Source organism: Sphingomonas sp. GCM10030256, from assembly GCF_042666415.1.
Lineage (GTDB): Bacteria > Pseudomonadota > Alphaproteobacteria > Sphingomonadales > Sphingomonadaceae > Sphingomicrobium.
Window position 1 is genome coordinate 189,660 of the sequence record NZ_JBHTDI010000002.1, and the last position, 24,799, is coordinate 214,458.

The window sequence follows — 24,799 nt, forward strand, 5'->3', positions numbered from 1 at the left end:
GGCGTCGCGGCGGAGGCACGCGTTGTCAAGGCGAACTAGGCATGCTCCGGCTCGCGCTGCTTGATCACCTTGTCGGCGAGGGGGCCGTTTAGCTCGGCGAGATGATCGAACTCCGCCTCGTAGGTGGCGAGCCCCTGGCTGAGGGAGCGCAGCTCCGCCTCGAGTCCGGCCAGCTCGGCTTCGGGGATCAACACGTCGATGCGATCCCACCCGGGCCAGTCGTCGCGCGGGCCCATGCCGAGCATCTGCCCGCGGCGCGTCGCCACCGCCGAGCTGACCCGGCTGGTGGATGCGTTGGGGGTGACCACCGTCACCCGGTGGACCGGTTCCAGCAAGTGAGGGTGCGCCTGCGCCAGGGCGTCCTGCATCGCGATCCGCCCGGCAGTCCGAAAGGCGAGTTCGGATGAGTCCACGGTATGATAGCTGCCGTCGGTCAGGACCACGCTGACGTCCACCACGGGGAAGCCGAGCGGGCCTTTGACCAAGGCGTCGCGGATGCCCTGTTCGACCGCGGGAATATATTGACGTGGGATCGCGCCGCCGCTGATCTTCTCCGCAAAGCCGAAGCCCGCTCCTCGCTCGACCGGGCGCACGTCAATCACCACGTCGCCGAATTGCCCATGGCCGCCGGACTGCTTCTTGTGCCGGCCCCGCTGGCTGACCGGGCGGCGGATCGACTCGCGGTAGCCGATGGTCGGCTGGCGGTGCTTCACCTCCACCCCGTAGCGCCGCTTCAGCCGATCGATGATGGTGCGGAGCTGTTCCTCGTTGACCCCCTTCAGCCGCATTTCGTGGCTCGCCTCGTCCTGTTCCAGCCGCAGGGTTGGGTCCTCTTCGAGCAGGCGGGAGAGGGCGCCCGACAGCTTCACGTCATCCTTGCGGTCCGCAGGTTCGATCGCCAGTGCGCAGTTCAGGGCGGGGAGCGGCACGTCGGGCGGCAGTGGGAGGGTTCCAGTGCCGAGCCATTGCCCGGCCCGCACACCCTCGATCTTGGCAAGCGCCAGTATGTCACCGTTCCGGGCTTCGGACAGCTTGGCCATCTTCTCGCCTTGGACCGCGAACAACGATCCCAGGCGAATGTTGCGGCCCTCCGGATCGCGGACCTCCCGCCCTTCGGCCATGACGCCTCCGAACAGGCGGGCGAAGCTGATCCGTCCCACCGCCCCGGCATTGCTGACCTTGAACGCATAAAGCGCCGGGTCGCTGGCGCCCAGGCGTGCAGCCGTGCTGTCCGGACCAGGCGCTTCGTGGCGCAAGGCCTTCAGCAAGCGGCGTACGCCAAAGCTGTTGGCGGCCGACCCGAACAGCACCGGTACGCCCAGGTTCTCGCTCGTCTCGCGCGCCAAGTCCCTGAACACCAGCGTTGCTTCCGGAGTCTCGTCCATCAGCAACTGTTCCAGCAAGGCGTCGTCATGGTCGGCGAGCTGCTCGAGCAGGTGGGTGCGGGCTTCGGCTTCGCGATCGGCGACCTCGGCCGGAATCTCGATCAGCTCCGACGCCTTGCCCGGAACGTAATGGAAGGCCCGCTCCAGCGCGACATCGACGAAGCCGGTGACTTTTTCGCTCTCGCGAATGGGGATCTGGCGGGCGATCAGCGGCGACACGCTCATCGGCTGCAGCGCCTGCAGCAGCTCACGAATCGAGCCGCGCGCCTGGTCGATCCGGTTGACGAAGATGAGGTGCGGCACCCCGAGTTCATCGAGCATCCGCAATGCCGGAGCAGCGAGTGCCGCGCGCGCGGGGTCGGGATCGACCACGACGATCGCCAGGTCGGCGACCGCCACCGCACGCGCGCCGTCGGCCGCGAAGCCGATCGACCCGGGACAATCGATCAGCGCGAAATGCTCACCGAGATAATCGAAGTGCATGAGGTTGAGCTCGGTCGAACCGCCCCTTGCCCGAGCCTCGGGACTGAAATCCCCAACGCTGCTGCCGTTCGAGGTGGAGCCCTGCCGGTCAACGGCGCCGCTGGCGAACAGCATGGCTTCGGCAAGACTGGTCTTTCCCGCGCCGGCCGGTCCGACCAGCGCGATGGCTCGGGTGCCGTTGACAGCCTCATGCATGCGACCTCTCCTCTCGTCCGGGTCCCGGGCGCGAAGGTCGCCTCACGAAGCGCCTTGATGCGCCTTTGGTGGAAGCCGGGCAGGGTCCGCCTGTTTGCCTGTCTTGGCAAGAGCGGAACGGCTTCGCGCCAGCACGGTTGGACGACGCGAAGGAGTTCAAGCGTCCATGGTCACCGCTGCCCCCACCACCGACCACGGCCAGCAGGCCGACACGCCCGCCCAGGTTCCCGCCGCCGGCTGGAAGGAGATCGCGCTTCGGACCTGGAAAGAATCGTCGAAGGACAATGTTGGTATCGTCGCTGCTGGCGTAGCGTTCTATGGTTTCCTCGCGCTGGTGCCGCTCCTCGGGGCCATCGTCCTCACCTACGGCCTGTTCGCCAGTCCTGAGACGGTGGTCCGCCACGCTCAGTCACTCACCGCCATGCTGCCTGTCGACGCGGCCAAGCTGATCGGCGAGCAGCTGATGAACGTGACCCAGACCAGCGGTGGCAAGAAGGGGCTCGGGTTGCTGCTGGCGCTGGCGGTGGCCCTGTGGGGCGCGAAGAACGCCGCCGGATCGGTCATCACCGCGCTCAACATCGCCTATGAGGAGGAGGAGAAGCGCGGCTTCATCAAGGCGACGCTGCTGGCGCTGGCGATCACGGTTGCGGCGGTGGTGCTCGCGATCCTCGCGGGTGGCGCCACCGCCGTGCTGAGCGCGCTCCACCATCTGCTGCCCAACACGGGACCAGTCGGCCTGTTCATCTGGAAGCTGCTGACCTACGCTCTGCTTGCGGCAGCAGCGGCGGCCGCTGCTGCGACCCTCTATCGCTACGGACCTTCTCGCGACAAAGCCAAGTGGACGTGGCTGACCCCGGGCTCGATCTTCTTCGCGGTGACCTGGCTGCTGCTCACACTGGGCTTCGGCTATTACGTCTCCAACTTCGGAAATTACGGCGCGACCTACGGGTCGCTGAGTGCGGTCGTGGTGCTTCTCACCTGGCTGTACCTGTCCAGCTACGTCCTGCTGTTTGGGGCCGAATTCAATTCGGAGATTGAGCACCAGACGCTCAAGGACACGACCAGCGGTCCCAACAAGCCGCTCGGCGCGCGTGGAGCCTGGTCCGCCGACCACGTCGCGGCGGGCAGCGAGGACAGCCACGACAAGCCGCCGCAGCCGGGCGCGACGCCGGAGGAGAATGCGGGCGCGGCCGGCGGCTCCGCCTCAGTGCAAGCTGTGGCCCCAGCCACGCACCTGCGAGGTGAAGGAGAGGAGAAGGAGAACGAGCACCCCTATCTCACGTCGAGGGTGACCAGCCGCGCCGGGCGCCTCGCAGGCTCCGCCAAGATCGGCATGCTCGGATCGGCACTGGCGACGCTCGGCCTCGGCTTCCTGCGCAAGCGCGGCAAGGAGAAGACCGGGGCGGCGCTGCTCGCGACTGCGGCTGGCTTGGCGTTGTTGCGACGAAAAGATTGAGAACACCCACTCGTCCTGAGCAGATGCCCTTCGACTACGCGCTGGCGCGCTCCGCTCAGGACGAGCGGAGTAGAACTTCTCAGGTTGCGCTCACGCCGCGGGCAGCAGCCTCTGCTCGCCGGCCAGCTTCATCAGCGCCGCCTGCAGCTTCTCGAACGCCCGCACCTCGATCTGGCGGATGCGTTCGCGGCTCACGTTGTAGACCTGGCTTAGCTCTTCCAGCGTTTTGGGATCGTCCGCCAGCCGGCGTTCGGCGAGTATGTGCTTCTCGCGGTCGTTGAGCGAGGCCATCGCCTGCTGCAGCAGCTCATGGCGGACCTGGCGTTCCTCCTCTTCCGCGACAATCTCATCCTGCAACGGCCCGGAATCCATCAGGAAGTCCTGCCATTGGTTCTCGCCCTCGCTGTCCTTCAGCGGTGCGTTGAGGCTGGTGTCCCCGCCCATCGCCATGCGACGGTTCATGGAGATGACCTCTTCCTCGGTCACGCCGAGGTCCGTCGCGATCTTGGCAACGTCGGCCGGCTTCATGTCACCGTCCTCGAACGCATCGATCTGATTCTTCATCCGCCGCAGGTTGAAGAACAATTTCTTCTGCGCCGCGGTGGTGCCCATCTTCACCAGGCTCCACGAGCGCAGGATGAATTCCTGGATGGACGCGCGGATCCACCACATGGCGTACGTCGCCAGGCGGAAGCCCCGGTCGGGCTCGAACTTCTTGACGCCTTGCATCAGGCCGATGTTGCCCTCGGAGATCAGCTCGCTGACCGGCAGGCCGTAGCCGCGATAGCCCATGGCGATCTTGGCGACGAGGCGGAGGTGCGAGTTGACCAGCTTGGCGGCCGCGTCCGTGTCGCCATGCTCGCGCCAGCGCTTGGCCAGCATATATTCCTCTTCCGGAGCGAGGATCGGGAACTTCTTTATCTCGCCGAGGTAGCGGTTGAGCCCCGCTTCCCCGCCCGAAGCAGGTATGGAGATCGCCTTTGCCTGTGCCATTCGAGTTCGCGTCCTCTCTGGGGCCGGCCCGTCGTAATCGCGCGCCTAGCCTGTGAAATCTTATACACCAAGCGCCGTGAACAGTTCCTGCATATCGGCAGGAATCGGGCTCTGAAACGACATCCTGTGCTTGGTCACGGGATGAATGAAGCCAAGCTCCGCCGCATGCAGCGCCTGGCGGTGGAAGCGAAGCGAGTGGAGCAGCTCCCGCACCCGCTGGTGTGGCGCTCGGCCGTACACCGGGTCGCCGAGCAACGGGTGGCCGATCGAGGCCATGTGGACCCGCACCTGATGGGTGCGCCCGGTCTCCAGCCGGCACTCCACCAGCGCCGCGTCACGCCATGACTTGAGCTTGCGCCAATGGGTCACCGCCCGCTTGCCGCGCCCGTCCCTAACGATTGCCACCTTCTTGCGATCGCTGCTCGAGCGGGCAAGGGGCGCGTCCACGGCTCCTTCGGCCGAAGTCGGGACCCCGGACACGGCGGCGAGGTAAAGCCGGTGGATGCTGTGCGCCTCGAACTGCCTGGCCAGGCCTTCGTGCGCGACATCGGTCTTGGCGACGACCAGCAGCCCGGAGGTATCCTTGTCGATCCGGTGGACGATCCCCGGCCGGGCCACTCCGCCGATCCCGGACAGACTCCCGCCGCAATGGTGAAGCAGGGCGTTGACCAGGGTGCCGTCCCGGTTGCCCGCGGCGGGGTGGACGACCAGGCCCGCTGGCTTGTCGACCACCAGCAGATGCTCGTCCTCGAAGACGATGCGCAGCGGAATGTCCTGCGCCTCGTTGTGAGCCGGCTCCGGGTCAGGAACGGCAAGGCGAAATTGCTCGCTGCCCTGAACCTTGGCGGCGGGGTCGCGGACTGCCGAGCCAGCGCGCTCCAATGCGCCCGATCGAACCAGCGCCTTCAGCCGCTCACGCGAAAGGGTCGGCAGCGCATCAGCCAGCGCACGATCGAGCCGCCACCCGGCGTGCGCAGGCGTCAACGCGACATCGATGATCTGTTGCCCCCCGGCCATCGCTCGAGATGTGGGACGGGCCCGGACCGGATTCAACCCGGGTTGCGTTGCCCGAGGCAATCGACCAACACCTTGCGCCATGAACGCCATCGACCTTGCCAGCCTGCTTTGTTCGCGCCTCTGTCACGACCTCCTGTCCCCGGTCGGAGCGCTCAACAACGGGATCGAGCTGCTGGCCGATGAGCAGGATCCGGAAATGCGGGAGCGGTGCCTGGAACTGCTAGCGGAAAGCGCCAAGGCCAGCGCCAACAAGCTCAAGTTCTTCCGGCTGGCGTTCGGCGCGGCGGGCGGCTTTGGCGAGGAAGTGGATTCGCGCGAGGCCCAGCTGGCGCTGGAGGGGCTGTTCGGGGCTGAGCGGCGGATCGAGCTCGGCTGGATGGTCGCCGACGGACGATTGCCCAAGGATGCCACCAAGCTGCTGCTCAACCTGGCGCTGATCGCGGGCGATGCTTTGGTCCGCGGCGGCCGGCTCGACGTTGGCGGGGAGCGCTCCGAGCGCGGCCTAGAATTGGTAATCCGGGCCGAGGGGCCGCGGATCCTGCTTGACCCCGGCCTGCGTGAAACGCTGCAGCGCGGTTCGAGCGGGGGCAAGGTCGAGCCCCGCGCCGCTGGCGCCTGGCTGGCGCACAGCCTGGCGCAGGGCGCAGGTGGATCGATCAAGCTGTCCGATCCCGGATCCGAGGTGCTGCTGATCGGCGCCGACCTGCCGCGTCAGGGCTAACGCCCCTTTAACTTGTCGCCCGGTATACCGCATCCGATCACTCACGGATGCGAAACACCGATGGACGACCTGATTGCCGACTTCGTCGCCGAATGCCGGGAAATGCTGGAAAGCCTCGGCGGCGAGATCGTCGCCTGGGAGGCGCAGCCCAGCGATCGTGCCCGGCTCGATTCCATTTTTCGCTTCGTTCACACGGTCAAGGGCAATTGCGGCTTCTTCGACTTTCCGCGGCTCGAGGCTCTAAGCCACGCTGCGGAGGACGCGCTTGCTGACGTTCGCGCCAATCGCCGCCAGGCCGACGCGCCGCTGGTCAGCGCCGTGCTCGCGATCATTGATCGGATCGGGGAGATGATCGAGATCATCGGCGCCGGCGAGGCATTTCCCACCGGCGACGATGAGGCGCTGATTGCCGCGCTTGCGCCGGGCGCCGAGGCACCCGCGGTTCCAGCTGCCGCGCCCTCGGGCGAAACCCTCAAGGCCAGTGCCGCGCCGCGCACCATCCGCTTGTCGGTCGAACTGCTCGACCGGGTGATGAGCGGGGTCAGCGACATGGTGCTCGCCCGCAACGAGCTCGCCCGCCGGCTGCGCGACACGGACAATGACGTGGCGGTCGACGGGGCGTTCGAGCGGCTGTCCGGGATCATCGCGGAAATGCGCGACGCGATCACCCGCACCCGCATGCAGCGGATCGAGAACCTCTTCGTCGGGCTGCCGCGCATGGTTCGCGACCTTTCCGGCGAGCTCGGTAAGCAGGTGCTGGTCGACATCGACGGCGGCGACGTCGAGCTGGATCGCGAGATGATCGAGATGATCCGCGATCCGCTGACCCACATCGTCCGCAACGCGATAGATCATGGCCTGGAAAAGCCGGCCGAGCGATTGAAGGCGGGCAAGCGGGAGATCGGCCTGCTGTCTGTCTCCGCGCGCCAATCCGGCAACCAGATCCTCATCGACATTGCGGACGACGGACGAGGAATCGACGGCAAGTCCCTGGTCGACAAGGCGATCGCCAATGGACTCATCGACAAGGCGGCGGCTGCGATGCTGACAAAGGCAGAGCAGCTCGCGCTGATCTTCGAGGCTGGCCTGTCCACTGCGAAGGCGGTGACCAGCATCTCCGGGCGCGGGGTCGGGATGGACGTGGTCCGCTCCAACGTCGAGCGGATCGGCGGCGTGGTCGAAGTGGACAGCAGGCCGGGGCAGGGCACCCGCATGACGCTCCGGGTCCCGCTGACGCTGACCATCATCCCGGCGCTGACCGTCAGTATCGGCAGCCAGCATTTTGCCATCCCGCGCTCCGCGATCGAGGAGATTGTCCGCGCCAATGGCGAGAGTGTGTCGCTGTCGCGGATCGGCGGGGCGGGTGTTGCGACCATCCGCGGCCGCCGCGTGCCGGAAGTCGCGTTGGCCGATGTTCTCGGCCTGCCGAGCAACCGGACCGACGAGGAAAGAACGCTGATCGTGCTCAAGCCTGCCGGCGGCGACGTTTACGCGCTGGCGGTGGACAAGGTCCACGACCATGAGGAACTGGTGGTCAAGCCGGCCGCCCCTGCGGTGATGGCGACCGGCCTCTATGCCGGGACCACGCTGGCGGACGACGGCAGCCCGATTCTCCTGTTCGACGCGGCGGGCCTCGCCCGCGTCGGCGGAGTTCGGCTGGAAACACAGGAGCGCGCAGCGCGCGTGGTCGAAGACAATGCCGCCGCCGCCACGTCGGGGGCTCCAGTTTTGCTGTTTCGAAGCCTAAATGGCGCCCGCCGCGCGGTTCGCCTGGCGGTCGTCGATCGGATCGAGGAGGTGCCTGCCTCCGCCATCCAGATGGGTGCCGGCCAGCTGCGGGTACAGCTTGGTGAGGCGATCCTGCCGCTTGCCGGCATGGACCAGCCGCCGGATGGGGAGGGCAAGGTCCGGATCTTCCGCCTCAATGACGGCGCTACCGAGCTTGGCCTGGCCTTCCGCGAAGTGATCGATTTGCAGTCGGTCGAAGGGGAAGTGATCCCGGCCGAAGCGCCGGGCGTGGTGGCCGGCGTTACCTTGATCGACGGCGAGCCTGCCGAACTGATCGACGTGCATTGGTTGTTCGCCCGCCATGCTTCCGCCGGACTGCTCGGTCGGGAGGCGATCTGCCGTATTCCGGATGACGACAGCTGGATGCAGAACATGCTCCGCCCGATTGTGGAGGCCGCCGGCTATCGTGTTGTCGGCAGCGCGTATGACGGCAAGACCGACCTGACCATTGCCTCTGGAGCAGCGTCTGCCGACGCCGTGGCCGAGCGCACAATCTGGCTGCGCAGCGAACCCGAGCCCGACGCGGCCAACGACCGCAGCATCTACCGATATGATCGAGCAGGCCTGCTGATGGCCTTGAAGTCGGCCGGCCCGGGAGGCGCCAAATGAACGCACTGCTGTTGATCGTCACCATCGCCGGCCAGCGCGTCGCCCTTCCGGCCGAGGCGGTGGAAAGCGTCGTCGAGCTGGACACCCTGATCCCGGTCCCGCGCGCGGTGCCGCACGTCGCCGGCTTGTCTGCCCTGCGCAGCCGGGTACTAACCGTGATCGACTGCCGCCGCTCGCTCGAGCTTGGCGCGACCGATACCTCCGGGCCGATCCGCGAGGCGGCAGTGGTCGAGCTCGACGGGCACCACTACGCATTGATCGTCGACAGTGTCGAGGACGTGGTCGAGGCACTGTCCGATCCCGCGCCGGTACGCGCCGCGATGGGGCCGGGCTGGGAGCGCGCGTCCTGCGGCATGGTCGAAACCGAAGAGGGCGCCTTGCTACTGGTCGACGTCGCGGCCCTGATCGCGGGCACGGAAGCCAAGGCTGCCTGAGAACGCAGGCCGCTTAAGAGCTTCTCAAGACTTCACAACTACTTCTGCTGGCGCAAACGGGGATCAAGCGAAATCATGAAGACCTGCCTCATCGTCGACGACTCCAAGGTGATCCGCAAGGTCGCTCGTCATATCCTCGAAACCCTGGAATTCAACGTGGACGAGGCGGGTGACGGCCGCGAGGCGCTGGAGCGTTGCGAGGCGAACATGCCCGATGTGGTGCTGCTCGACTGGAACATGCCGGTGATGAGCGGCATGGAGTTCCTGAAGCTGCTTCGCCAGCGCGGCCATTCCGACCAGCCCAAGGTGGTTTTCTGCACCACCGAGAACGACATGGCGCACATTCGCGCCGCCCTGGAGGCCGGGGCTGACGAATATGTGATGAAACCGTTCGATCGCGAAACGCTGCACATCAAGCTTCAGCTCGTCGGCGTCGCGTAAGCCATTTCCGGTGGGGCAGGCGCTTTCCACAAAGCGGCGTCCCGCGGGAGCGGGGCTGCCAGTTCGGCTGATGATCGTCGACGATTCGATGGTTGCCCGCGCCGTCCTGTCGCGAATGATCGAGACGGACGGCGGCTTCGAGATTGCCGCCGCTGCCGGAACCGCAGAGGACGCAATCGCCGCTCTGTCCCACGTCCGCGTGGACGTCATCCTGCTCGACCTGGAAATGCCCGGGGCGGGTGGCCTGAAGATGCTTCCCGACATCCTCAAGGCGGCGCGTGGAGCACGGGTGATTGTCGTGTCCTCCTTCGCCGAGGAGGGCGCCGAAGTCACGGTCGCAGCGCTTGGACTGGGCGCGGCAGACACGCTGCCGAAGCCCGGCACCGGCCGCTTTAACGGCCGCTTTTCCGAAGTGCTGATCGAACGCTTGCGCGCGCTCGGCCGAGCCGAGCATCGGACCCCGCCGCCGGTCAAGTCACTCAACCCGATCACGACGCCATTGCGGGCGATGTCCGCTGCCCCGCTCGGGATCCTTGCGATTGGCGCGTCGACCGGCGGGATCCACTCGCTCGGCACCCTGTTCCAGAATTTGCCGGAGGCGCTTGGCGCTCCGATCCTCGTTACCCAGCATCTGCCACCCCCGTTCATGGACGTCTTCGCGCGCCAGATCGCGACCGCCGCCAAGCGTGGCGCGCTGATCGCCGCGGACGGCATGGTTGCCTTGCCCGACCAGATCCTGATTGCTCCGGGCGACGCTCACCTGACGCTGGAGCGGCGCGGCGGCCACCCGGTCGTGCGTCTCGATCGGCGCCGCTCGGCCAGCGGTTGTCTGCCCTCGCTTGACCCAATGCTGACGTCGGCCGGGGAGATGTACGGGGCCGCCGCGGTCGGCGTGATCCTGTCCGGCATGGGCCGCGACGGCACCACGGGCGCCACCCGCCTGGTCGCCTGCGGCGGCGCGATCATTGCCCAGGACGAGGCGAGCAGCGCGGTTTGGGGTATGCCGCGCTCCGTTGCCGAGGCCGGGTTGGCGTCGGCCATTCTTCCCCCCGACAAGATCGCCCGGCGAGTTGCGTCCCGTGCCGGAGAGCAGAATTGGAAATAAGCGACAGCTCCAGCCGCATCCTCGCGGGCCTGCTGGAGGCCCGGACCGGGCAGCAACTGACGATGAGCCGCCGCTGGCGCCTGGAGACTGCCCTGTCCGGGCTGCTGCGGGAGCGCGGCATCTCCAGCATCGACGAATTGATCACCATTCTCGTTATGGGACGGGAACCGGGCCTTGCGGCTCGCGTGGTGGAGGCCCTGTTGAACAACGAAACATATTTCTTCCGCGACCGCACTCCGTTCGACCTGCTGGCTCGCCAAGCTCTTCCAGCCCTCGCCCGGCGCCGCTCCGCGACCAGGCGGTTGCGCATCTGGTCGGCCGGCTGTTCGACCGGACAGGAAGCCTATTCGCTTGCCATGCTGTTCGCAGAGGAACCGGCGAAATGGGCCGGTTGGACGATCGACATCCTCGGGACCGACGTCAGCGACGCGGTGATCGACCGTGCCCGGTCCGGCACCTACAGCCAGTTCGAAGTCCAGCGCGGGCTCGGCATCCAGCAGATGGTGCGCTGGTTCGAGGAAGGCTCGGACGGCTGGCGCGCGGTCGAGCAACTGCGCCGGTCGGTGCGGTTCCAGGTCCACAACCTGCTGGAAACGCCGCCGCATCCGGCCCAGTTCGACATAATCCTGTGCCGCAATGTCCTGCTCTACCTCAATGAGAAGACGCGGGCCGCGGCGTTCGATCGGCTCGCCTCCGCGCTGGCAGCGGACGGCTGGCTGATGCTCGGCGCGGGCGAAACCGTGATCGGACAAACGGCGCGGCTGGAAGCCGACAAGGACGCACGGGGGCTCTACCGCCGAAGCGAGGCGGCCCCGGCGCGGAAGATCGCCTGACGCATCTACGCGGGCTTGACCGTGCCGCCTCTCCATGCGCGAGTTCACGCCCGTGGAGATGATCAACCGGCCCTCGCCGAATCACGACGAACGGGTGCTACCCGTGTCCATGATCGTGCTCCACTATACCGGCATGCCGGATTGCGGCGGAGCGCTGGACCGGATGACCTCGCCCGACGCCAAGGTCAGCGCCCATTATTGCATCGATGAAGACGGAACGATCTTTCAGCTGGTCGACGAGGACCGCCGCGCCTGGCACGCCGGCAAGTCGTTCTGGCGCGGGGTGCGCGACGTCAACAGCGCGTCCGTCGGCATCGAGATCGTCAATCCTGGCCACGAATTCGGCTACCGCCCGTTCCCGGACGAGCAGATCGCCGCGCTGATCCCGCTGGTCGCCGCAATCAAGGATCGTCACGGTATCGGCCGCGGCAACGTCGTCGCCCATTCTGACATCGCTCCGGCGCGCAAGGAAGACCCGGGCGAACTGTTCCCGTGGGAAGCACTGGCCAAGCGCCGCCTCGCCCTGCCGAGCCCGACCCGCAACCTGATCGACCCGTTCTGGCCGGACGCCGCCTTCCTGCTCGCGCTGGAGCGGTTCGGCTACGACGTGACCGACGGCACCAAGGCAGTGATAGCTTTCCAGCGGCGGTTCCGGCCGGACCGGATCGACGGCATCATCGACGGGGAGTGCCGTGCGAAACTGCTCGCGCTCCTGCTGCCGCGCCCAATGGGCGAACCTTGACAGCCATCATCGTCACTCGCGGGAAAGCAGGGATGACGAGCGATTGGGTATGTTCTATATCTCCGTCTGCCAGAGGGCCGGGCGGCCGCGGGTCCCGCAAGGGACGCGAGGAAAGTCCGGGCTCCACGGAACAACGGTGCCGGGTAACGCCCGGCCGTCCCGCGTGAGCGGGATGAGGGACAGTGCCACAGAAAGGACACCGCCTGCTTTCGGGCAGGTAAGGTCGAAAGGGTGCGGCAAGAGCGCACCGCGTCCCTGGCAACAGGGGCGGCACGGCAAACCCCACCGGGTGCAAGACCGAATAGGGGCGGCATATGGGCTGGTTCCGGCTCGTCGCCCGGGTTGGTCGCTTGAGCCCCTCCGCAAGGATGGGCCTAGAGGAATGGTCGCCCAGTTCCCGCAAGGGGATGGACAGAACCCGGCTTACAGGCCCTCTGGCAAATATCTCCATTCAGGGTCGCAACAGGCGGCGGGCCCTACTAGTTAGGCAGCAATGGCCAAGCAGAAGAGATCGGACGATTGGGGCTTTCCCCGCTGGCGCGACTATGGCGCCAAGTCGCGTGAAGCGGCGAACGTCCGGCCGTGCGACCGCCATGGCTGCGAACAACCCGGCGACCGGCCCGCGCCCAAGGCGCCGAACAGTGCCGACCGCTGGTATTTCTGCGAAGGCCACGCGGCCGAATACAACAAGAACTGGAATTATTTCGAAGGGCTGGACGCCTCCGCCGCCGAGGAACGGGAGCGCTCGGAGACTCGCGGCGCCAACGGCTTCAAGAGCTCGGCCCACTGGAGCTGGGGCGGCCCCGGAGACGGGACCCGCAGCCGCGACGAGATGCGGGCGCTCGACGCGCTGGACCTGGAGAGCGACGCCAGCTTCGCTGACGTGAAGGCTGCCTATCGCCGGCTGGCCAAGGCCAACCACCCCGACCTCAAGCCTGGCGACGAAGCCGCACACGCGACGTTCGTCAAGGTGCAGGCAGCCTATGAAGTGCTGCGCAGGGCGGAAGACCGGCGGGAAGCCTCTAGCTCGCCGGATCGGTGACCATGAACGTCGCCGCGCTATGGGCGATGGCACGGTCGGGATCGCCGCCGTGCGCGACTCCGCGCACGAACGCCACGCGCCGGGTCAGCTTGTAGCACTCGCAGCGGGCCACAACCGTCTCCCCCTTCGCCGCGGGCCGCAGGTAATCGAGCCTCAAGTCGACCGTGACGATTGGCTTGAAGCTGCCCATTCGCTTCCACACCGCGGTTCCGGAGCAGGTGTCGATCAGGCTGACGATTGCGCCGGTTGCCATCACGCCCGTGCCCGGCATGCTCACCAGCTCGGGGCGCCACGGCAGCGCAAGCTCGACCCAGCCATCGCCGCTGGCGTGATATTCGAGGCCGAGTGCGCGGCCGTGACCGACCCGCCGGGCAAGCTGGAAGAAGCGCTCGGGATCGAAGCCGTGCGTGCTGACAGGAGAATTCGTGGGGCTCACCCGAAGCGCCGCGCCGTGTCCTGGATCAGTGCGATCATGTTGGGGATGCCCTGGGTCCGGTTCGACGACAGCTGCCGCGACAGGTCGAATGGTCCGAGTTCCGCCGCAATGTCGGTCCCGGCAATCTCCTCCGCCCGCCGGTCCTGCACCGCGCTCAGCACCAGCGCCACGATCCCCTTGGTGATCGCCGCATTGCTGTCCGCCAGAAAGTGCAGCCGCCCGTCATCGAGGCGTGTCGGATAGACCCAGACGGAGGCCGAACAGCCGCGCACCTTGGTCGCATCGGTCTTGAGCGCGTCGGGCATCGGTTCCAGCGTCCGGCCGAGATCGATCAGCAGCCGGTAGCGCTCCTCGCTGTCAAGCAGGTCATAATCGTCCTGGATGGACTGAAGGGAGGGAAGGGCGGTCATTCTTGCTTTTCATGCCGGATTTGATCCGGCATCCGCCTTCCTTCTTTTCGTCGTCCGGATCAAGGAGGCGAACCCTGGATCAAATCCGGGCCGACGGGATGGGGCCAAGCTACGGCTTCTCCCGCAACTCCTCGATCTCGCGCGAGAGGCTGTTCTCCTTCTCGACCGTGATCCGCTCCAGCACCTGGATCCGCTCCTTGAGCTGCTGCACCTCGGAGCGCAGCCGCTGCGCCTCGCCATTGTCCGTCGCCGCCTCGTCAGGGAGTCGAGACCGCCGGTCCTGGCCGTAGCGTGCCCGGACGATCGACGCGATCATCACGATCGCGACGATCAGCACCACCATGAACTGCCCGCCGCTCATGACCGTGCGATCTCCTCAACGCGCGGCCGGTCGCGCAGCGCTTCGATCTGCGCGGCGGTGTCGAAGCCGCGGTCGGTGACGATCTGCTCCAGCACGCGCACCCGTTTCTCGAGTTCGGTTGTGTGGGACGCATATTGCGCCGCCTTTTCCGCTGCCATGGTGGATTGAGCGTCAATCTGCCGTTCCTTCGCCCGTAACCACATCTTGAACGGTGCAATGCCAATCGCGGCGAGGGGGATCAGCACCCAGATCCAGCTTGCGATATTGTCCATGCTGTCTTCTCTCCGGCGGCGCCGCGGCGCGTCAATTCCTGGTCAGCGTTAGGCCGTCGATCTCGCGCGCCAGCCGCGACGGTTCATCGGTAACGATCCGCTCAATGGTCGCCAGTCGATCCTTGACGGAGCCGATCTCCGCGCGAAGCTGGGCGTTCTCGCTGGTCAGCAGCTTGATCCGTTCCTGTGCTTCCTTGTCGCTGCTCGGGTGCAGCGGCTGGCCCCAGCTGGTTTCCAGCGGATAGCCATGCTTGATCCGCATCCAGGTGGTGACGACCCACCCGATCACACCGACAACGGCAATCAACGCAACCAATGGAAAGACGTCCTGCAAGAAGACGAGCTTGTCAGGGTTCATCGGCTATATCCTTTCGTCGCAGCGTCAACGCAGCTGTTCGATCTCGCGGTCGAGCGAGCGATTGTTGGTCAGCACGTAGCTTTCGACATCGGCCAGCCGCCGGTCGATCTCGCGGAAGCGGGAGCGGATGTCGCGGGCCGTGCGGGCAGGCGACTGGCGTACGCCCTGCCAGAAGCGCTGCTCCTCATCGTCGCGTGGCCTGAGCTCGCGTGGTTTGTCGTCGGCAACAAACCCGGCGATGATGTACACCGGAAGCAGCGAGAGCGAGCTGAGGATGATCAGCGACACCACCGCGATCCGCACCAAGGTAACATCCAGCCCGGTGTAGTCGGCGATCCCGGCGCACACGCCCATGAACTTGCCGCCCCGCTTGTCCTTGTAAAAGCGGGTGCGGCTTGGAGGTTGAACGGGCATCAGCGGTTCTCCCCGGTGAAGATGCGCTGCGTCCGATCGGCCGTGAGATCGTCGTCCAGTCGCATAGATTGATTGGGCAGGCACTGCTGCCGCCAGTTCGGGTTCTCTGCCGTCATGATCCGCTCGATCGAACACAGGCGGTCGTCCAACCGCCGGGCCATGTCGTGCAGTTCGTCCAGCAGCTTTTCGTCTGAACCAGTGAGCGTCGCGGCGGTCTTCCAGCGCGTGATGTAGTGGAAGATCAGCCACGGCAGCCCGATGAACAGGACCAGCATCGTGACCACGAGGCCAAAGAATTCAGGCGCATCCATTTACTTGTTCCCCCTGCCGGCGAGCTTCGCCTTCATTGCTTCCAGCTCCGCGTCAACCGACTCCTCGGCCTTCAGCTCGGCGATCTCTTCCTCCAGGCTCTTCGGCCCGGTCATTCCCAGCGCATCGGCGCGGCCTTCGGCAAAGTCCGCGCGCCGCTCCAGCAGCTCGAATTTGGAAAACGCATCGTCGGTCCGCGCGCCGTTGAGCAGCTCGCGCGCCTTGGCCCGAGTGACGGCGCTCTCGATCCGGGTGGCGATGCTGTTCTGCCGGGCCCGCGCCTCGCGCAGTTTGCCCTGGAGCTTGGCAATATCGGCCTCATAGCCTTTCAGCGTATCCTCGATCACGGCAATCTCCGCTTCCAGGCCCTTGGCCATGTCAGCGGCCTTTTGCCGTTCGATCAACGCGGCCTTGGCCAGATCCTCGCGCCCCTTGGAGAGCGCCAGTTCGGCTTTTTCGGTCCAGCTGTCCTTGAGGCCGTCAAGACGGATCATCGCCCGCCGCATTTCCTTGGCGTCGGCGATGGAGCGCGCGGCGGTGGCGCGGACCTCGACCAAAGTCTCCTCCATCTCCAGGATGATCATGCGGATCATCCGGGACGGATCTTCCGACCGGTCGAGCAGCTCGGTGAAATTGGCCGCCATGATATCCCGCGTACGGGAAAAGATGCTCATTCGAAAACCTCGCAAGCCGTTGCAGGGCCCTGTGTGGCAGAAACTATGCAGGGTCCGTGCCAGAATATCAAAAGCTTTGAAAAGCTCACAGAACCGGGGATTGTCGCTCGGGTGCGAGCTGAAAGATCTTGCCAAGCGATGGGAAAACGCACCAACTCTTGCCCGTGGAACGCACCCAATCCTTCGTCGGCTCGAGCTTGGCTTTCCTCGACGCGGTCGAGCGCGCCAGCCGCGCCGCGCCGCTCAATCGGCCGGTGCTGGTGATCGGCGAGCGCGGCACCGGCAAGGAACTGATCGCCGAGCGCCTCCATCACCTGTCCTCGCGCTGGGCCGGACCGCTGGTCACGATGAACTGCGCGGCTCTTCCCGAGAATCTGATCGAAGCGGAGCTGTTCGGGCATGAGGCGGGCAGTTTTACCGGAGCGGCGAAGACTCGTCACGGACGTTTCGAGGAGGCGGACGGCGGCACCCTGTTTCTCGACGAGCTGGCTACCCTGTCCTCGCCGGCGCAGGACCGTCTGCTTCGTGCGGTCGAATATGGCGAGATCACCCGCATCGGCGCGTCCAAGCCGATCAGCGTCGATGTTCGCATCGTTGCCGCGACAAACGAGAACCTGCCGCGGCTGGTGGATGAGGGCCGTTTCCGCGCCGACCTGCTCGACCGCCTGTCGTTCGAAGTCGTGACCCTGCCGCCGCTACGGCTGAGGCTGGGCGATGTCCCGCTATTGGCGGAGCATTTCGGGCGGCGAATGGCGGTGGAGCTCGACTGGCCGGGTTGGCCGGGATTTTCGACCCGGGCGATGGCCGAACTGGAAGCCTACCCTTGGCCAGGGAACGTGCGCGAACTCCGCAACGTGGTCGAGCGCGCGGTCTACCGCGCCGAGGATCCGGAACGGCCGGTGGACGCGATCCAGTTCGATCCGTTCGCTTCGCCCTGGGCGCCGGGCAACATGGCTGTCCCGGACAGCGCTCCAGTCCCTGCGCCGACGGTCGAAGATGCGGCAATCGTTGTACCGAGCGTGCCGCAGCCGCCGGCGACGACGACCGACTTCCGCGCCGCGGTCTCCGCTTACGAGCGCGCGCTGCTGGAGGACGCATTGTCGCGCAACCGCTTCAACCAGCGCGCCACCGCGTCGGCACTTGGCCTCAGCTACGATCAGCTCCGCCATGCGCTGAAGCGGCACAAGCTGCTGGAAGGCGAGGCGGCGGCCTGAGAACGTCGTGCTGTACTTGTTTCAGCATCCACGCTTCTACCTGACCGTTCGCCGCCGTGGAGGGATCGGCGCTGAGACGAGTTCACGGTGACGGTGCCGCTGCGTTGACTTGGGCCATCCTGCGAACCACATGGCCAGCAGCCCACAACAGGAGGATCTCGCCATGGCGTTCGAAGTCGCCCCGCTGCCCTATGACTATGCCGCGCTTGAGCCCACCATCGACGCCAAGACGATGCAGCTCCACCATGACAAGCATCACCAGACTTATGTCGACAACCTCAACAAGGCAGTGGAGAGCGACCCCAACCTTCAGGGCAAGAACCTGGAGGAGCTGATCGCGAACGCCTCGTCAGCCCCCAAGGTGCTCCGCAACAATGGCGGCGGACACTGGAATCACACCTTCTTCTGGGAAGCGATGGCACCGGGCGGCGGGCAGCCGACCGGCGAACTGGCCGACGCGATCAATAGCGCCTTCGGTTCGGTTGATGCGCTAAAGGAAAAGTTCAACGCCGCCGGCGCTGGGCAGTTCGGCTCGGGTTGGGTCTGGCTGGTCGCGGTGCCGGGCCAGGGCCTCGTCGTTTCGTCAACGCCGAACCAGGACAACCCGCTGATGGACGTGGCCGAAGTGAAGGGCACGCCCGTGCTCGGCAACGACGTTTGGGAACACGCTTATTACCTCACCTACAACAACCGTCGCGCCGACTACCTAAAGGCATGGTGGGACGTAGTGAACTGGGACAAGGCGAGCGAGCGGCTGTCAGCGGCGCGCTGACACTAGATCCGCTCATTCCGGGTAGCGACTGAGCGGAAGCTCAGTTGCGTATCGAAGCACTGTCCTGATCCTTCGATAGTGAACAGGTGAAGCATGCCCCCGGCATGTTCCAGGACCATCCGGGGGATGGTCCGACCTGTTCATGCCGCGCGGCTACTCAGGATGAGCGGTTTCGCTACGCCTTCAGCCGGTACCCGGTCCGGAAGATCCACCAGATCCCGGCCATGCAGGCCAGCGCGAAGGCAAAGGTCGCCGCCAACGCCATTCCAAAGCTCACGTCCGCGGTCCCAAAGAACGTCCAGCGAAAGCCGTTGATCAGATAGACTACTGGGTTGAACAGGGTAATCGACCGCCACGGCTCGGCCAGCATGTCGATCGAGTAAAACGCCCCGCCCAGGAACGTCAGCGGCGTGACGACCAGCAGCGGGATGACCTGCAGCTGCTCGAACCCCTTGGCCCACACCCCGATGATGAAGCCGAACATGCAGAAGGTCAGCGCCACGAGCAGCAGGTAGAGCAGCATCAGCATCGGATGGGCGATGCTCAGCGGCACGAACAGGTGCGCGGTCGCCAGGATCACGAGAGCCACGATCATCCCCTTGCTCGCCGCCGCACCGACATAGCCAAGCACCGTCTCGAACGCCGACAGGGGCGCGGAGAGGATCTCGTAGATGGTGCCGGTGAAGCGCGGCATGTGGATCCCGAAGCTGGCGTTGAAGATGCTTTCCGTGAACAGGCTGAGCATCATCAACCCGGGTACGATAAATGCGCCGTAGGGTACTCCGCCGATTTCGGTCATGCGGCTGCCGATCGCGGAGCCAAACACGATGAAATAGAGGCTGGTGGTGATCACCGGGACTGCCAGCCCGGTCCACAACGTGCGCCGGAAGCGATGCATCTCGAACTTGTAGATCGCCCAGATCCCGCGCCAGTTCACGACCGACCTCCTGCGACAGCTTCTCCGTTCGTCCCGAGCGAAGTCGAGGGACGTCGCCAAGGACGTACCTCGACTGCGGCCCTGCGGACCTCCGCTCCGCACGGACGGACCTGGTAGCCGTGGATCATGCCGCGGCCTCCCTTTTCTCGTTGATGAGCCCGACGAAGATGTCCTCCAGGCTCGACTGCTTGGTGTCCAGATCCTTGAATCCGATCCCCGCATCGCGCATCGCCGCGAGCAGCGACGGGATGCCGGTCCGGTCGGCCTTGGCGTCGAACTCGTAGGTCAGCGTGGTCCCATCCTCGCCCAGGCGAGGCCCCCACGGCGCCAGCGCCGCCGGAACCTCGGCGAGAGGGTCGGTCAGCTCCAGGTGCAGGGTCTTGCGGCCCAGCTTCTGCATCAGCGCGGTCTTTTCCTCGACCAGGATCAGTTCGCCCTGGCGAATCACTCCGACGCGGTCCGCCATCTCCTCGGCTTCCTCGATGTAGTGGGTGGTGAGGATGATGGTGGTGCCCCCCTCGCGAAGCCGCCGGACGAGATTCCACATGTCCTTGCGAAGCTCGACGTCGACCCCTGCAGTGGGCTCGTCGAGGAACAGGATGTCGGGCTCGTGCGCCAGCGCCTTGGCGATCATGACCCGCCGCTTCATTCCGCCGGACAGGTCCTTGAGGATGTTGTTGCGCTTGTCCCACAGCGACAGGTCTCGGAGGATCTGCTCGATCTTGGCCGGAGCGGGTGGCCTGCCGAACAGGCCGCGGCTGAACGTCACCGTGCCGATCATCGGCTCGAACACGTCCATGGTCAGTTCCTGCGGCACCAGGCCGATGCGTGTACGCGCTTCGCGGTAGTGTTTTCGCCAGTCCTTGCCGTCGATCAGGACTTGACCGTCGGTCGGAGTCACCAGCCCGCAGATGATCGAGATTAGCGTCGTCTTGCCCGCCCCGTTCGGTCCGAGCAGTGCAAAGATCTCGCCGCGATTGATGTCGAGATCGACGCTTTTCAGCGCCTCCGTCCCACTCGCATACGCCTTGCGGAGGCCTCGGATGGCCAGGATCGGCTGGTTCATCGTTTCGTTCATTCGACCGGCGCCGGTTCGGACACGTCCGCCGCTTCCTCGCGGGTCAGGCCGTGCTTCATCAGCATCGGCACGTTCAGTGCCGCGAACAGGAAGGTGAGGGGAATCGCGCCCCACAGCTTGAAGCCGATCCAGAAATCGGTGCTGCTGTTGCGCCACACGGCCTCGTTCAGCGCCGCCATGAACAGGAAGAACAGGGCCCAGTTCCGGGTCAGCTTGGCCCAGCCCTCGTCCGTCAGCCCCGGGTAGGCAGCGCCAAGCACCATTTTGAGCAGCGGCTTTCCGGTCCACAGCCCGAACCCGAGGAGGCCGGAGACGAGCAGATAGTAGATCGTCGGCTTGAGCTTGATGAAGGTCTCGTTGTGCAACCAGATCGTCAGCCCGCCGAGCACGACCACCATCACGCCGGAGAACCACAGCAGCGGCGAGATGTGGCGATACTTGATCGCGGAGAAGAGCATCGCCGCGACCATCGCCACCATGAAGGCGCCGGTCGCAACGAAGATCTTGGTCACCGGGGGCACGGGCGCCAGGTAATTGACGGCGAAGAATACGATCAGCGGCCCAAGGTCGATCAGCAGCCGCGCGCCGCCGGTGGGCTCTTGCTTCGCAGCGGTCATTCGTACAGCCCGGCTATGGCGCGGGCGACCGCGCGCGGATCGAACGGACGCAGGTCGTCGACGCCTTCGCCAACTCCGATGGCATGGATCGGCAGCCCGAACTTCTCGGCCGCCGCCACCAGCACGCCGCCGCGCGCGGTGCCGTCCAGCTTGGTCATCACCAGCCCCGTCACGCCTGCCATGTCCCTGAACACCTCGATCTGGTTGAGCGCGTTCTGCCCGGTGGTGGCATCCAGCACCAGGATAACGTCATGCGGTGCTTCCGGGTTCAGGCGGCCGAGCACCCGACGAACCTTGGACAGCTCGTCCATCAGGTGAGCCTTGTTCTGCAGCCGCCCGGCCGTATCGACGATCAACGCGTCGATCCCGGTCGCCGTCGCCTGCTTGACCCCGTCGAACACGATCCCCGCCGCGTCCCCGCCTTCCTTGCCGGTGATCACCGGAGCGCCGATCCGCTCGCCCCAGATGCGCAGCTGCTCGATCGCGGCCGCGCGGAACGTGTCGCCCGCCGCCAGCATCACGCCATAATCCTGCTCCTGCAGCAGATGGCCGAGCTTGCCGATGGTCGTTGTCTTGCCCGACCCGTTGACGCCGATCACCAGGATGACGTGCGGCCGCGGAAAGCCCCACACGTCGAGCGGCTTGGCTACCGGGGCCAGGATCGCTTCGATCTCCTCCGCGAGGATCGTCCGCAGCCCGCGCTCGTCGAGGTGCTCGAACCGCTTGGCGGCAATGGCATCGCGGATGCGCTTCGACGCTTCCGGGCCGAGGTCGGACGCGATCAGCGCTTCCTCGATGTCGTCCAGCGTCGCCCCGTCCAGCGCCGCGCGGCTGGTCAGCCCTGTCAGATTGTCGCCAAGCCGGTCGGCGGTCTTCTTGAAGCCGCCTGTCAGCCGTTCAAGCCAACTCATTCGAATGTCCCGATCAGTGTGTCGTTGTCCGCAGCGGCGATGCGCGCCGGCCCCATGTCGCCGCGGGCCGATCCGGCGATGAACACCGGCGCGAATGCGTCGGTGTGGCCCTTTTGCTTATTCTCGATCAGCACCGGCTGGACCGAGCCGACTAGGCTCTGCAGCCACCTCGTCCGCCGCTCCACCGCAGCTTGGCGCAACCGCGCCGCGCGGGCCTTGACTGTCTCCCGCTCGACCTGCGGCATCCGCGCCGCTGGCGTAGTTGGGCGAGGCGAGAAGGGGAACACATGCGCCGCGACGATGTCGCAATCGTCGAGCAGTCGCAACGTGTTGAGCGCGGCTTCCTCGCTTTCGGTTGGAAAGCCCGCGATCAGGTCCGCGCCGATCGTCGCTTCCGGTCGCACCGCCTTGATCCGGTCGACGAGCGCCACTGCATCGGCGCGGCTGTGCCTGCGCCTCATCCGCTTGAGGACCAGGTCGTCGCCGGCCTGGAGCGAAAGGTGGAAATGCGGCATCAGCCGGGGCTCCCCCGCAATCAGCGCGAACAGCGGTTCGTCCATCTCGACGCTGTCGAGACTCGACAGTCGCAACCGCTTCAGCTCCGGCAAATCGCTCAGCAGACGCTCGCACAAGCGGCCGAGACCTCCCTCCACGGACGTAATGTCCACGCCAGTCAGCACGATCTCCCTGGCGCCCGCGTCCACCTCCCGCATCACGGCATCCCGCACTGCCTCGAACGGCAGGGTCATGCTTGGCCCGCGCGCCTGCCAGATCGTGCAGAAAGTGCACCGATGATCGCACCCGGTCTGCACGGCGACGAAGCTGCGCACGCGCTGGCGGTATCCGGCGGCAACTGGGGGAATGTCGAACCCGAATGAATCAGCCGCGACCTTTACGCTCGTCCCGAGCGTAGGCTCAGCCGCAGTCGAGGAGCGCTTGGACCAACGCCCCTCGACTTCCCTCGGGAAGAGCGGGAGAGGGTGCGCCTTGCCTCCATTCCCCACCACCAGATCAACCTCTGGCATGGCCGCAAAGCTTTCCGGTTCCAACTGCGCTGCGCAGCCGGTGACGACGATCCGCGCTTCCGGCTTGTCCCGCCGCGCCCGCCGGATCGCCTGCCGGGTCTGGCGCACGGCTTCCCCCGTGACCGCGCACGAATTGAAGATGACGGTGCCGTCCGGAGCATCGGCCGCCATCGCCTCACTCTCGGCAAAGTTCAGGCGGCAACCGAGCGTGATCGTCTCCACGCTCACTCGAACACCTGCTCCAGGTCGCTCTCGCCGCGGAACACGTAAGTCGCGCTGCCGATCATCCGGACCTGTTCGCCCGGCAGCCAGGCGACCGTCAGCGAGCCACCTGGCATGCTCACCCGCACCGGCGAGGTCGCCCGGTTCGACCGGATCGCGGCAACGGCCGTCGCGCACGCGCCCGTTCCGCACGCCAGGGTCAATCCGGCGCCGCGCTCCCAGGTCCGCAGCTTCAGCGATCCGTCGCTCAGGACCTGCGCCACATTGACGTTGATCCGCTCAGGGAAAGCTGGGTCGTGCTCGATGCTCGGACCCAGCCCGACAAGATCGATCGCATCCGCATCCGACACGAAGAAGACGAGGTGCGGGTTACCGACGGACAGCGCCATCGGTTTCTCCAAGGGACCCCAGCCCATCGGCACCGCCATGGTATCCATGGGATAGGTCAGCGGCACCTCGTCCCACCCGAAGCGCGGCTCACCGATGTCGACCTCGACCTGGCCATTGTTGATCTCGCCGCAAACCAGCCCGCCGCCGGTTTCGATGCTGGTGGCGCCGGTCAGCGCAACGACGCACCGCGACGCATTACCGCAGCTCTGCACCTCGCCACCATCATGGTTGTAGATACGCATGCGAAGATCCGCGCTGACCGACGGCTCCAGCACGATCAGCTGGTCGCAACCGATGCCGGTTCGCCGGTCGGCGATCGCGCGTGCGAGCGGTTCCGTCATGCTCAGCGGTTCGGCGCGTGCATCGAAGATGACGAAGTCGTTGCCCAGCCCGTGCATTTTGTGGAATTGCCGCAGCATCGCTGGCGACTTAGGGGTGAGGACAAACCCTGTCCACCTGCGCCCGTCCTGCTGCACTTGTTTCAGCCTCCCTCGCCGAACCCGGGCAATCCTCCGACAGGGGGTGGCCCCTGAAACAAGTTCAGGGTGACAAGCGTAGTTAGATTTGAACGGAGAGATGGACCGAATGCCCAGAGCCGCCACCGATGTCATGCAGTCCGTCATCTTCTCCGCCGTGCTCGACGCGATCGCCGCGCTGAAGGCGAGCTCCAAGGGCCTGCCCAACAACCTCCTGCGCGATGTGCAGGCGATCCACCCCAACGTGACCCTCGCAGACCTGCCGAAGGAGCTTCAGGACGCCATCGCGGCCAGCACCCGCACCGCGTTCACCCAGCTACTGAAGGAGGGCTACTCGGTCGCCCCGCGCGATGCGGTGCCGGTCCGCTCGCAGCCACGCCACGGCGAGCTGATCGACCGCGGCGCGCGCAGCCCGCGGCCGCCGCGGCCGCAGGGCAGGGGGCCGCGCCCGGATGGTCCACCGCGTGGAGGGCGACCCGCCGGACCAGGCGGCAAGCCCCGCGGTCCGCGCAAGCCGCAGGGCTAGTATCTTGTGGGATGTTCGGGCGAGAGTTGAACTGATCGTTCGTCTCCGCTAAGCGCCGCCCGTCGTATTCGACACAGCATCGATCCGCGTCCCTCGGGACACGCTGGCCGGCGAGGTTTCGCCCGCCGGCGTTTCGCGCTTGGTGCCGTTCGA

At 66.1% G+C, this 24,799-nt stretch carries 29 protein-coding genes and 1 other RNA gene; 13 read left to right on the top strand and 17 right to left on the bottom strand.

Annotation, left to right across the window (positions count from 1 at the left end):
* Positions 1-35: 35 nt before the first annotated feature.
* Positions 36-2,063 carry an elongation factor G gene (locus tag ACFQPG_RS08710; protein ID WP_380812100.1) on the bottom strand — a complete coding sequence of 676 codons (2,028 nt, stop codon included), beginning with the start codon at positions 2,061-2,063 and terminating at the stop codon, positions 36-38.
* A gap of 166 nt (positions 2,064-2,229) precedes the next feature.
* Here ACFQPG_RS08710 and ACFQPG_RS08715 point away from each other — a divergent pair, with 166 nt between their 5' ends.
* Positions 2,230-3,519, top strand: coding sequence for a YihY/virulence factor BrkB family protein (locus tag ACFQPG_RS08715; RefSeq protein ID WP_380812102.1), 1,290 nt, complete (start codon positions 2,230-2,232; stop codon positions 3,517-3,519).
* A 90-nt stretch (positions 3,520-3,609) separates the two neighbouring features.
* On the opposite strand, the gene rpoH is transcribed toward ACFQPG_RS08715, so the two are convergent.
* Positions 3,610-4,512 (bottom strand): RNA polymerase sigma factor RpoH, encoded by a 903-nt coding sequence (gene rpoH / locus ACFQPG_RS08720; protein WP_380812104.1) that lies wholly within the window; start codon positions 4,510-4,512, stop codon positions 3,610-3,612.
* A gap of 60 nt (positions 4,513-4,572) precedes the next feature.
* On the bottom strand, positions 4,573-5,529 hold the full coding sequence (locus ACFQPG_RS08725; RefSeq protein ID WP_380812106.1) for an RluA family pseudouridine synthase: 957 nt from the start codon (positions 5,527-5,529) through the stop codon (positions 4,573-4,575).
* 79 nt (positions 5,530-5,608) lie between these two features.
* Between ACFQPG_RS08725 and ACFQPG_RS08730 the strand changes: the two genes are divergently transcribed.
* The 9 genes from ACFQPG_RS08730 (at position 5,609) to ACFQPG_RS08770 (ending at position 13,244) form a co-directional block, all read left to right on the top strand.
* A complete protein-coding gene (locus ACFQPG_RS08730) occupies positions 5,609-6,250 on the top strand; it encodes a histidine phosphotransferase family protein (RefSeq protein ID WP_380812108.1) in 642 nt (213 codons plus the stop codon).
* A gap of 60 nt (positions 6,251-6,310) precedes the next feature.
* Positions 6,311-8,647 (top strand): chemotaxis protein CheA, encoded by a 2,337-nt coding sequence (locus ACFQPG_RS08735; protein WP_380812110.1) that lies wholly within the window; start codon positions 6,311-6,313, stop codon positions 8,645-8,647.
* On the top strand, positions 8,644-9,081 hold the full coding sequence (locus ACFQPG_RS08740; RefSeq protein WP_380812112.1) for a chemotaxis protein CheW: 438 nt from the start codon (positions 8,644-8,646) through the stop codon (positions 9,079-9,081). The genes ACFQPG_RS08735 and ACFQPG_RS08740 overlap by 4 nt, the downstream gene beginning before the upstream one ends.
* A gap of 75 nt (positions 9,082-9,156) precedes the next feature.
* Positions 9,157-9,522 (top strand): PleD family two-component system response regulator, encoded by a 366-nt coding sequence (locus tag ACFQPG_RS08745; protein ID WP_380812114.1) that lies wholly within the window; start codon positions 9,157-9,159, stop codon positions 9,520-9,522.
* A gap of 70 nt (positions 9,523-9,592) precedes the next feature.
* Positions 9,593-10,627, top strand: a complete 1,035-nt coding sequence (cheB, locus tag ACFQPG_RS08750) for a chemotaxis-specific protein-glutamate methyltransferase CheB (protein ID WP_380812116.1) — start codon at positions 9,593-9,595, stop codon at positions 10,625-10,627.
* On the top strand, positions 10,618-11,460 hold the full coding sequence (locus tag ACFQPG_RS08755; protein WP_380812118.1) for a CheR family methyltransferase: 843 nt from the start codon (positions 10,618-10,620) through the stop codon (positions 11,458-11,460). The genes cheB and ACFQPG_RS08755 overlap by 10 nt, the downstream gene beginning before the upstream one ends.
* Before the next feature lie 34 nt (positions 11,461-11,494).
* Positions 11,495-12,202, top strand: a complete 708-nt coding sequence (locus ACFQPG_RS08760) for an N-acetylmuramoyl-L-alanine amidase (protein ID WP_380812120.1) — start codon at positions 11,495-11,497, stop codon at positions 12,200-12,202.
* 69 nt (positions 12,203-12,271) lie between these two features.
* Positions 12,272-12,644, top strand: an RNA gene (gene rnpB, locus ACFQPG_RS08765) — RNase P RNA component class A.
* 51 nt (positions 12,645-12,695) lie between these two features.
* The gene (locus tag ACFQPG_RS08770; RefSeq protein ID WP_380812122.1) at positions 12,696-13,244 is read left to right on the top strand and encodes a J domain-containing protein; all 549 of its coding nucleotides are present in this window, start codon (positions 12,696-12,698) and stop codon (positions 13,242-13,244) included.
* Here the strand turns inward: ACFQPG_RS08770 and ACFQPG_RS08775 are convergent.
* The 8 genes from ACFQPG_RS08775 to pspA form a co-directional block, all read right to left on the bottom strand.
* A complete protein-coding gene (locus ACFQPG_RS08775; protein WP_380812124.1) occupies positions 13,225-13,680 on the bottom strand; it encodes a PaaI family thioesterase in 456 nt (151 codons plus the stop codon). The genes ACFQPG_RS08770 and ACFQPG_RS08775 overlap by 20 nt on opposite strands.
* Entirely contained in the window at positions 13,677-14,090 is a 414-nt protein-coding gene (locus ACFQPG_RS08780) for a SufE family protein (protein WP_380812126.1), read from the bottom strand. The genes ACFQPG_RS08775 and ACFQPG_RS08780 overlap by 4 nt, the downstream gene beginning before the upstream one ends.
* A 109-nt stretch (positions 14,091-14,199) precedes the next feature.
* Complete coding sequence (locus ACFQPG_RS08785; protein WP_380812128.1) at positions 14,200-14,451, bottom strand: hypothetical protein; 252 nt, start codon at positions 14,449-14,451, stop codon at positions 14,200-14,202.
* Complete coding sequence (locus tag ACFQPG_RS08790) at positions 14,448-14,723, bottom strand: hypothetical protein (RefSeq protein ID WP_380812130.1); 276 nt, start codon at positions 14,721-14,723, stop codon at positions 14,448-14,450. Before ACFQPG_RS08790 ends, ACFQPG_RS08785 begins: the two co-directional genes overlap by 4 nt.
* A 31-nt stretch (positions 14,724-14,754) precedes the next feature.
* Positions 14,755-15,081 (bottom strand): hypothetical protein, encoded by a 327-nt coding sequence (locus tag ACFQPG_RS08795; protein WP_380812132.1) that lies wholly within the window; start codon positions 15,079-15,081, stop codon positions 14,755-14,757.
* 24 nt (positions 15,082-15,105) lie between these two features.
* On the bottom strand, positions 15,106-15,495 hold the full coding sequence (gene pspC, locus ACFQPG_RS08800; protein ID WP_380812134.1) for an envelope stress response membrane protein PspC: 390 nt from the start codon (positions 15,493-15,495) through the stop codon (positions 15,106-15,108).
* Entirely contained in the window at positions 15,495-15,806 is a 312-nt protein-coding gene (gene pspB / locus ACFQPG_RS08805; protein WP_380812137.1) for an envelope stress response membrane protein PspB, read from the bottom strand. Before pspB ends, pspC begins: the two co-directional genes overlap by 1 nt.
* Positions 15,807-16,478, bottom strand: a complete 672-nt coding sequence (gene pspA / locus ACFQPG_RS08810; protein WP_380812139.1) for a phage shock protein PspA — start codon at positions 16,476-16,478, stop codon at positions 15,807-15,809.
* Positions 16,479-16,642: 164 nt separating this feature from the next.
* On the opposite strand from pspA, the gene pspF reads away from it, so the two are divergent.
* The gene (gene pspF, locus ACFQPG_RS08815; protein WP_380812141.1) at positions 16,643-17,692 is read left to right on the top strand and encodes a phage shock protein operon transcriptional activator; all 1,050 of its coding nucleotides are present in this window, start codon (positions 16,643-16,645) and stop codon (positions 17,690-17,692) included.
* 163 nt (positions 17,693-17,855) lie between these two features.
* On the top strand, positions 17,856-18,464 hold the full coding sequence (locus ACFQPG_RS08820; RefSeq protein WP_380813100.1) for a superoxide dismutase: 609 nt from the start codon (positions 17,856-17,858) through the stop codon (positions 18,462-18,464).
* 175 nt (positions 18,465-18,639) lie between these two features.
* On the opposite strand, the gene ACFQPG_RS08825 is transcribed toward ACFQPG_RS08820, so the two are convergent.
* The 6 genes from ACFQPG_RS08825 to dapF all read right to left on the bottom strand — a co-directional run bounded on the left by ACFQPG_RS08825 (position 18,640) and on the right by dapF (position 24,063).
* Positions 18,640-19,401, bottom strand: a complete 762-nt coding sequence (locus ACFQPG_RS08825; protein ID WP_380812143.1) for an ABC transporter permease — start codon at positions 19,399-19,401, stop codon at positions 18,640-18,642.
* A 124-nt stretch (positions 19,402-19,525) separates the two neighbouring features.
* Complete coding sequence (locus ACFQPG_RS08830; protein ID WP_380812145.1) at positions 19,526-20,479, bottom strand: ABC transporter ATP-binding protein; 954 nt, start codon at positions 20,477-20,479, stop codon at positions 19,526-19,528.
* Positions 20,476-21,096 carry a septation protein A gene (locus tag ACFQPG_RS08835; RefSeq protein ID WP_380812147.1) on the bottom strand — a complete coding sequence of 207 codons (621 nt, stop codon included), beginning with the start codon at positions 21,094-21,096 and terminating at the stop codon, positions 20,476-20,478. Before ACFQPG_RS08835 ends, ACFQPG_RS08830 begins: the two co-directional genes overlap by 4 nt.
* Positions 21,093-22,007: a signal recognition particle-docking protein FtsY gene (gene ftsY / locus ACFQPG_RS08840; RefSeq protein WP_380812149.1), complete on the bottom strand. Its 915-nt coding sequence runs from the start codon at positions 22,005-22,007 to the stop codon at positions 21,093-21,095. Before ftsY ends, ACFQPG_RS08835 begins: the two co-directional genes overlap by 4 nt.
* Positions 22,004-23,260 carry a MiaB/RimO family radical SAM methylthiotransferase gene (locus ACFQPG_RS08845; RefSeq protein WP_380812151.1) on the bottom strand — a complete coding sequence of 419 codons (1,257 nt, stop codon included), beginning with the start codon at positions 23,258-23,260 and terminating at the stop codon, positions 22,004-22,006. The genes ftsY and ACFQPG_RS08845 overlap by 4 nt, the downstream gene beginning before the upstream one ends.
* Positions 23,257-24,063 carry a diaminopimelate epimerase gene (dapF, locus tag ACFQPG_RS08850; RefSeq protein ID WP_380812153.1) on the bottom strand — a complete coding sequence of 269 codons (807 nt, stop codon included), beginning with the start codon at positions 24,061-24,063 and terminating at the stop codon, positions 23,257-23,259. The genes ACFQPG_RS08845 and dapF overlap by 4 nt, the downstream gene beginning before the upstream one ends.
* Before the next feature lie 166 nt (positions 24,064-24,229).
* On the opposite strand from dapF, the gene ACFQPG_RS08855 reads away from it, so the two are divergent.
* The gene (locus ACFQPG_RS08855) at positions 24,230-24,646 is read left to right on the top strand and encodes a hypothetical protein (RefSeq protein WP_380812155.1); all 417 of its coding nucleotides are present in this window, start codon (positions 24,230-24,232) and stop codon (positions 24,644-24,646) included.
* The last annotated feature ends 153 nt before the right edge of the window (positions 24,647-24,799 follow it).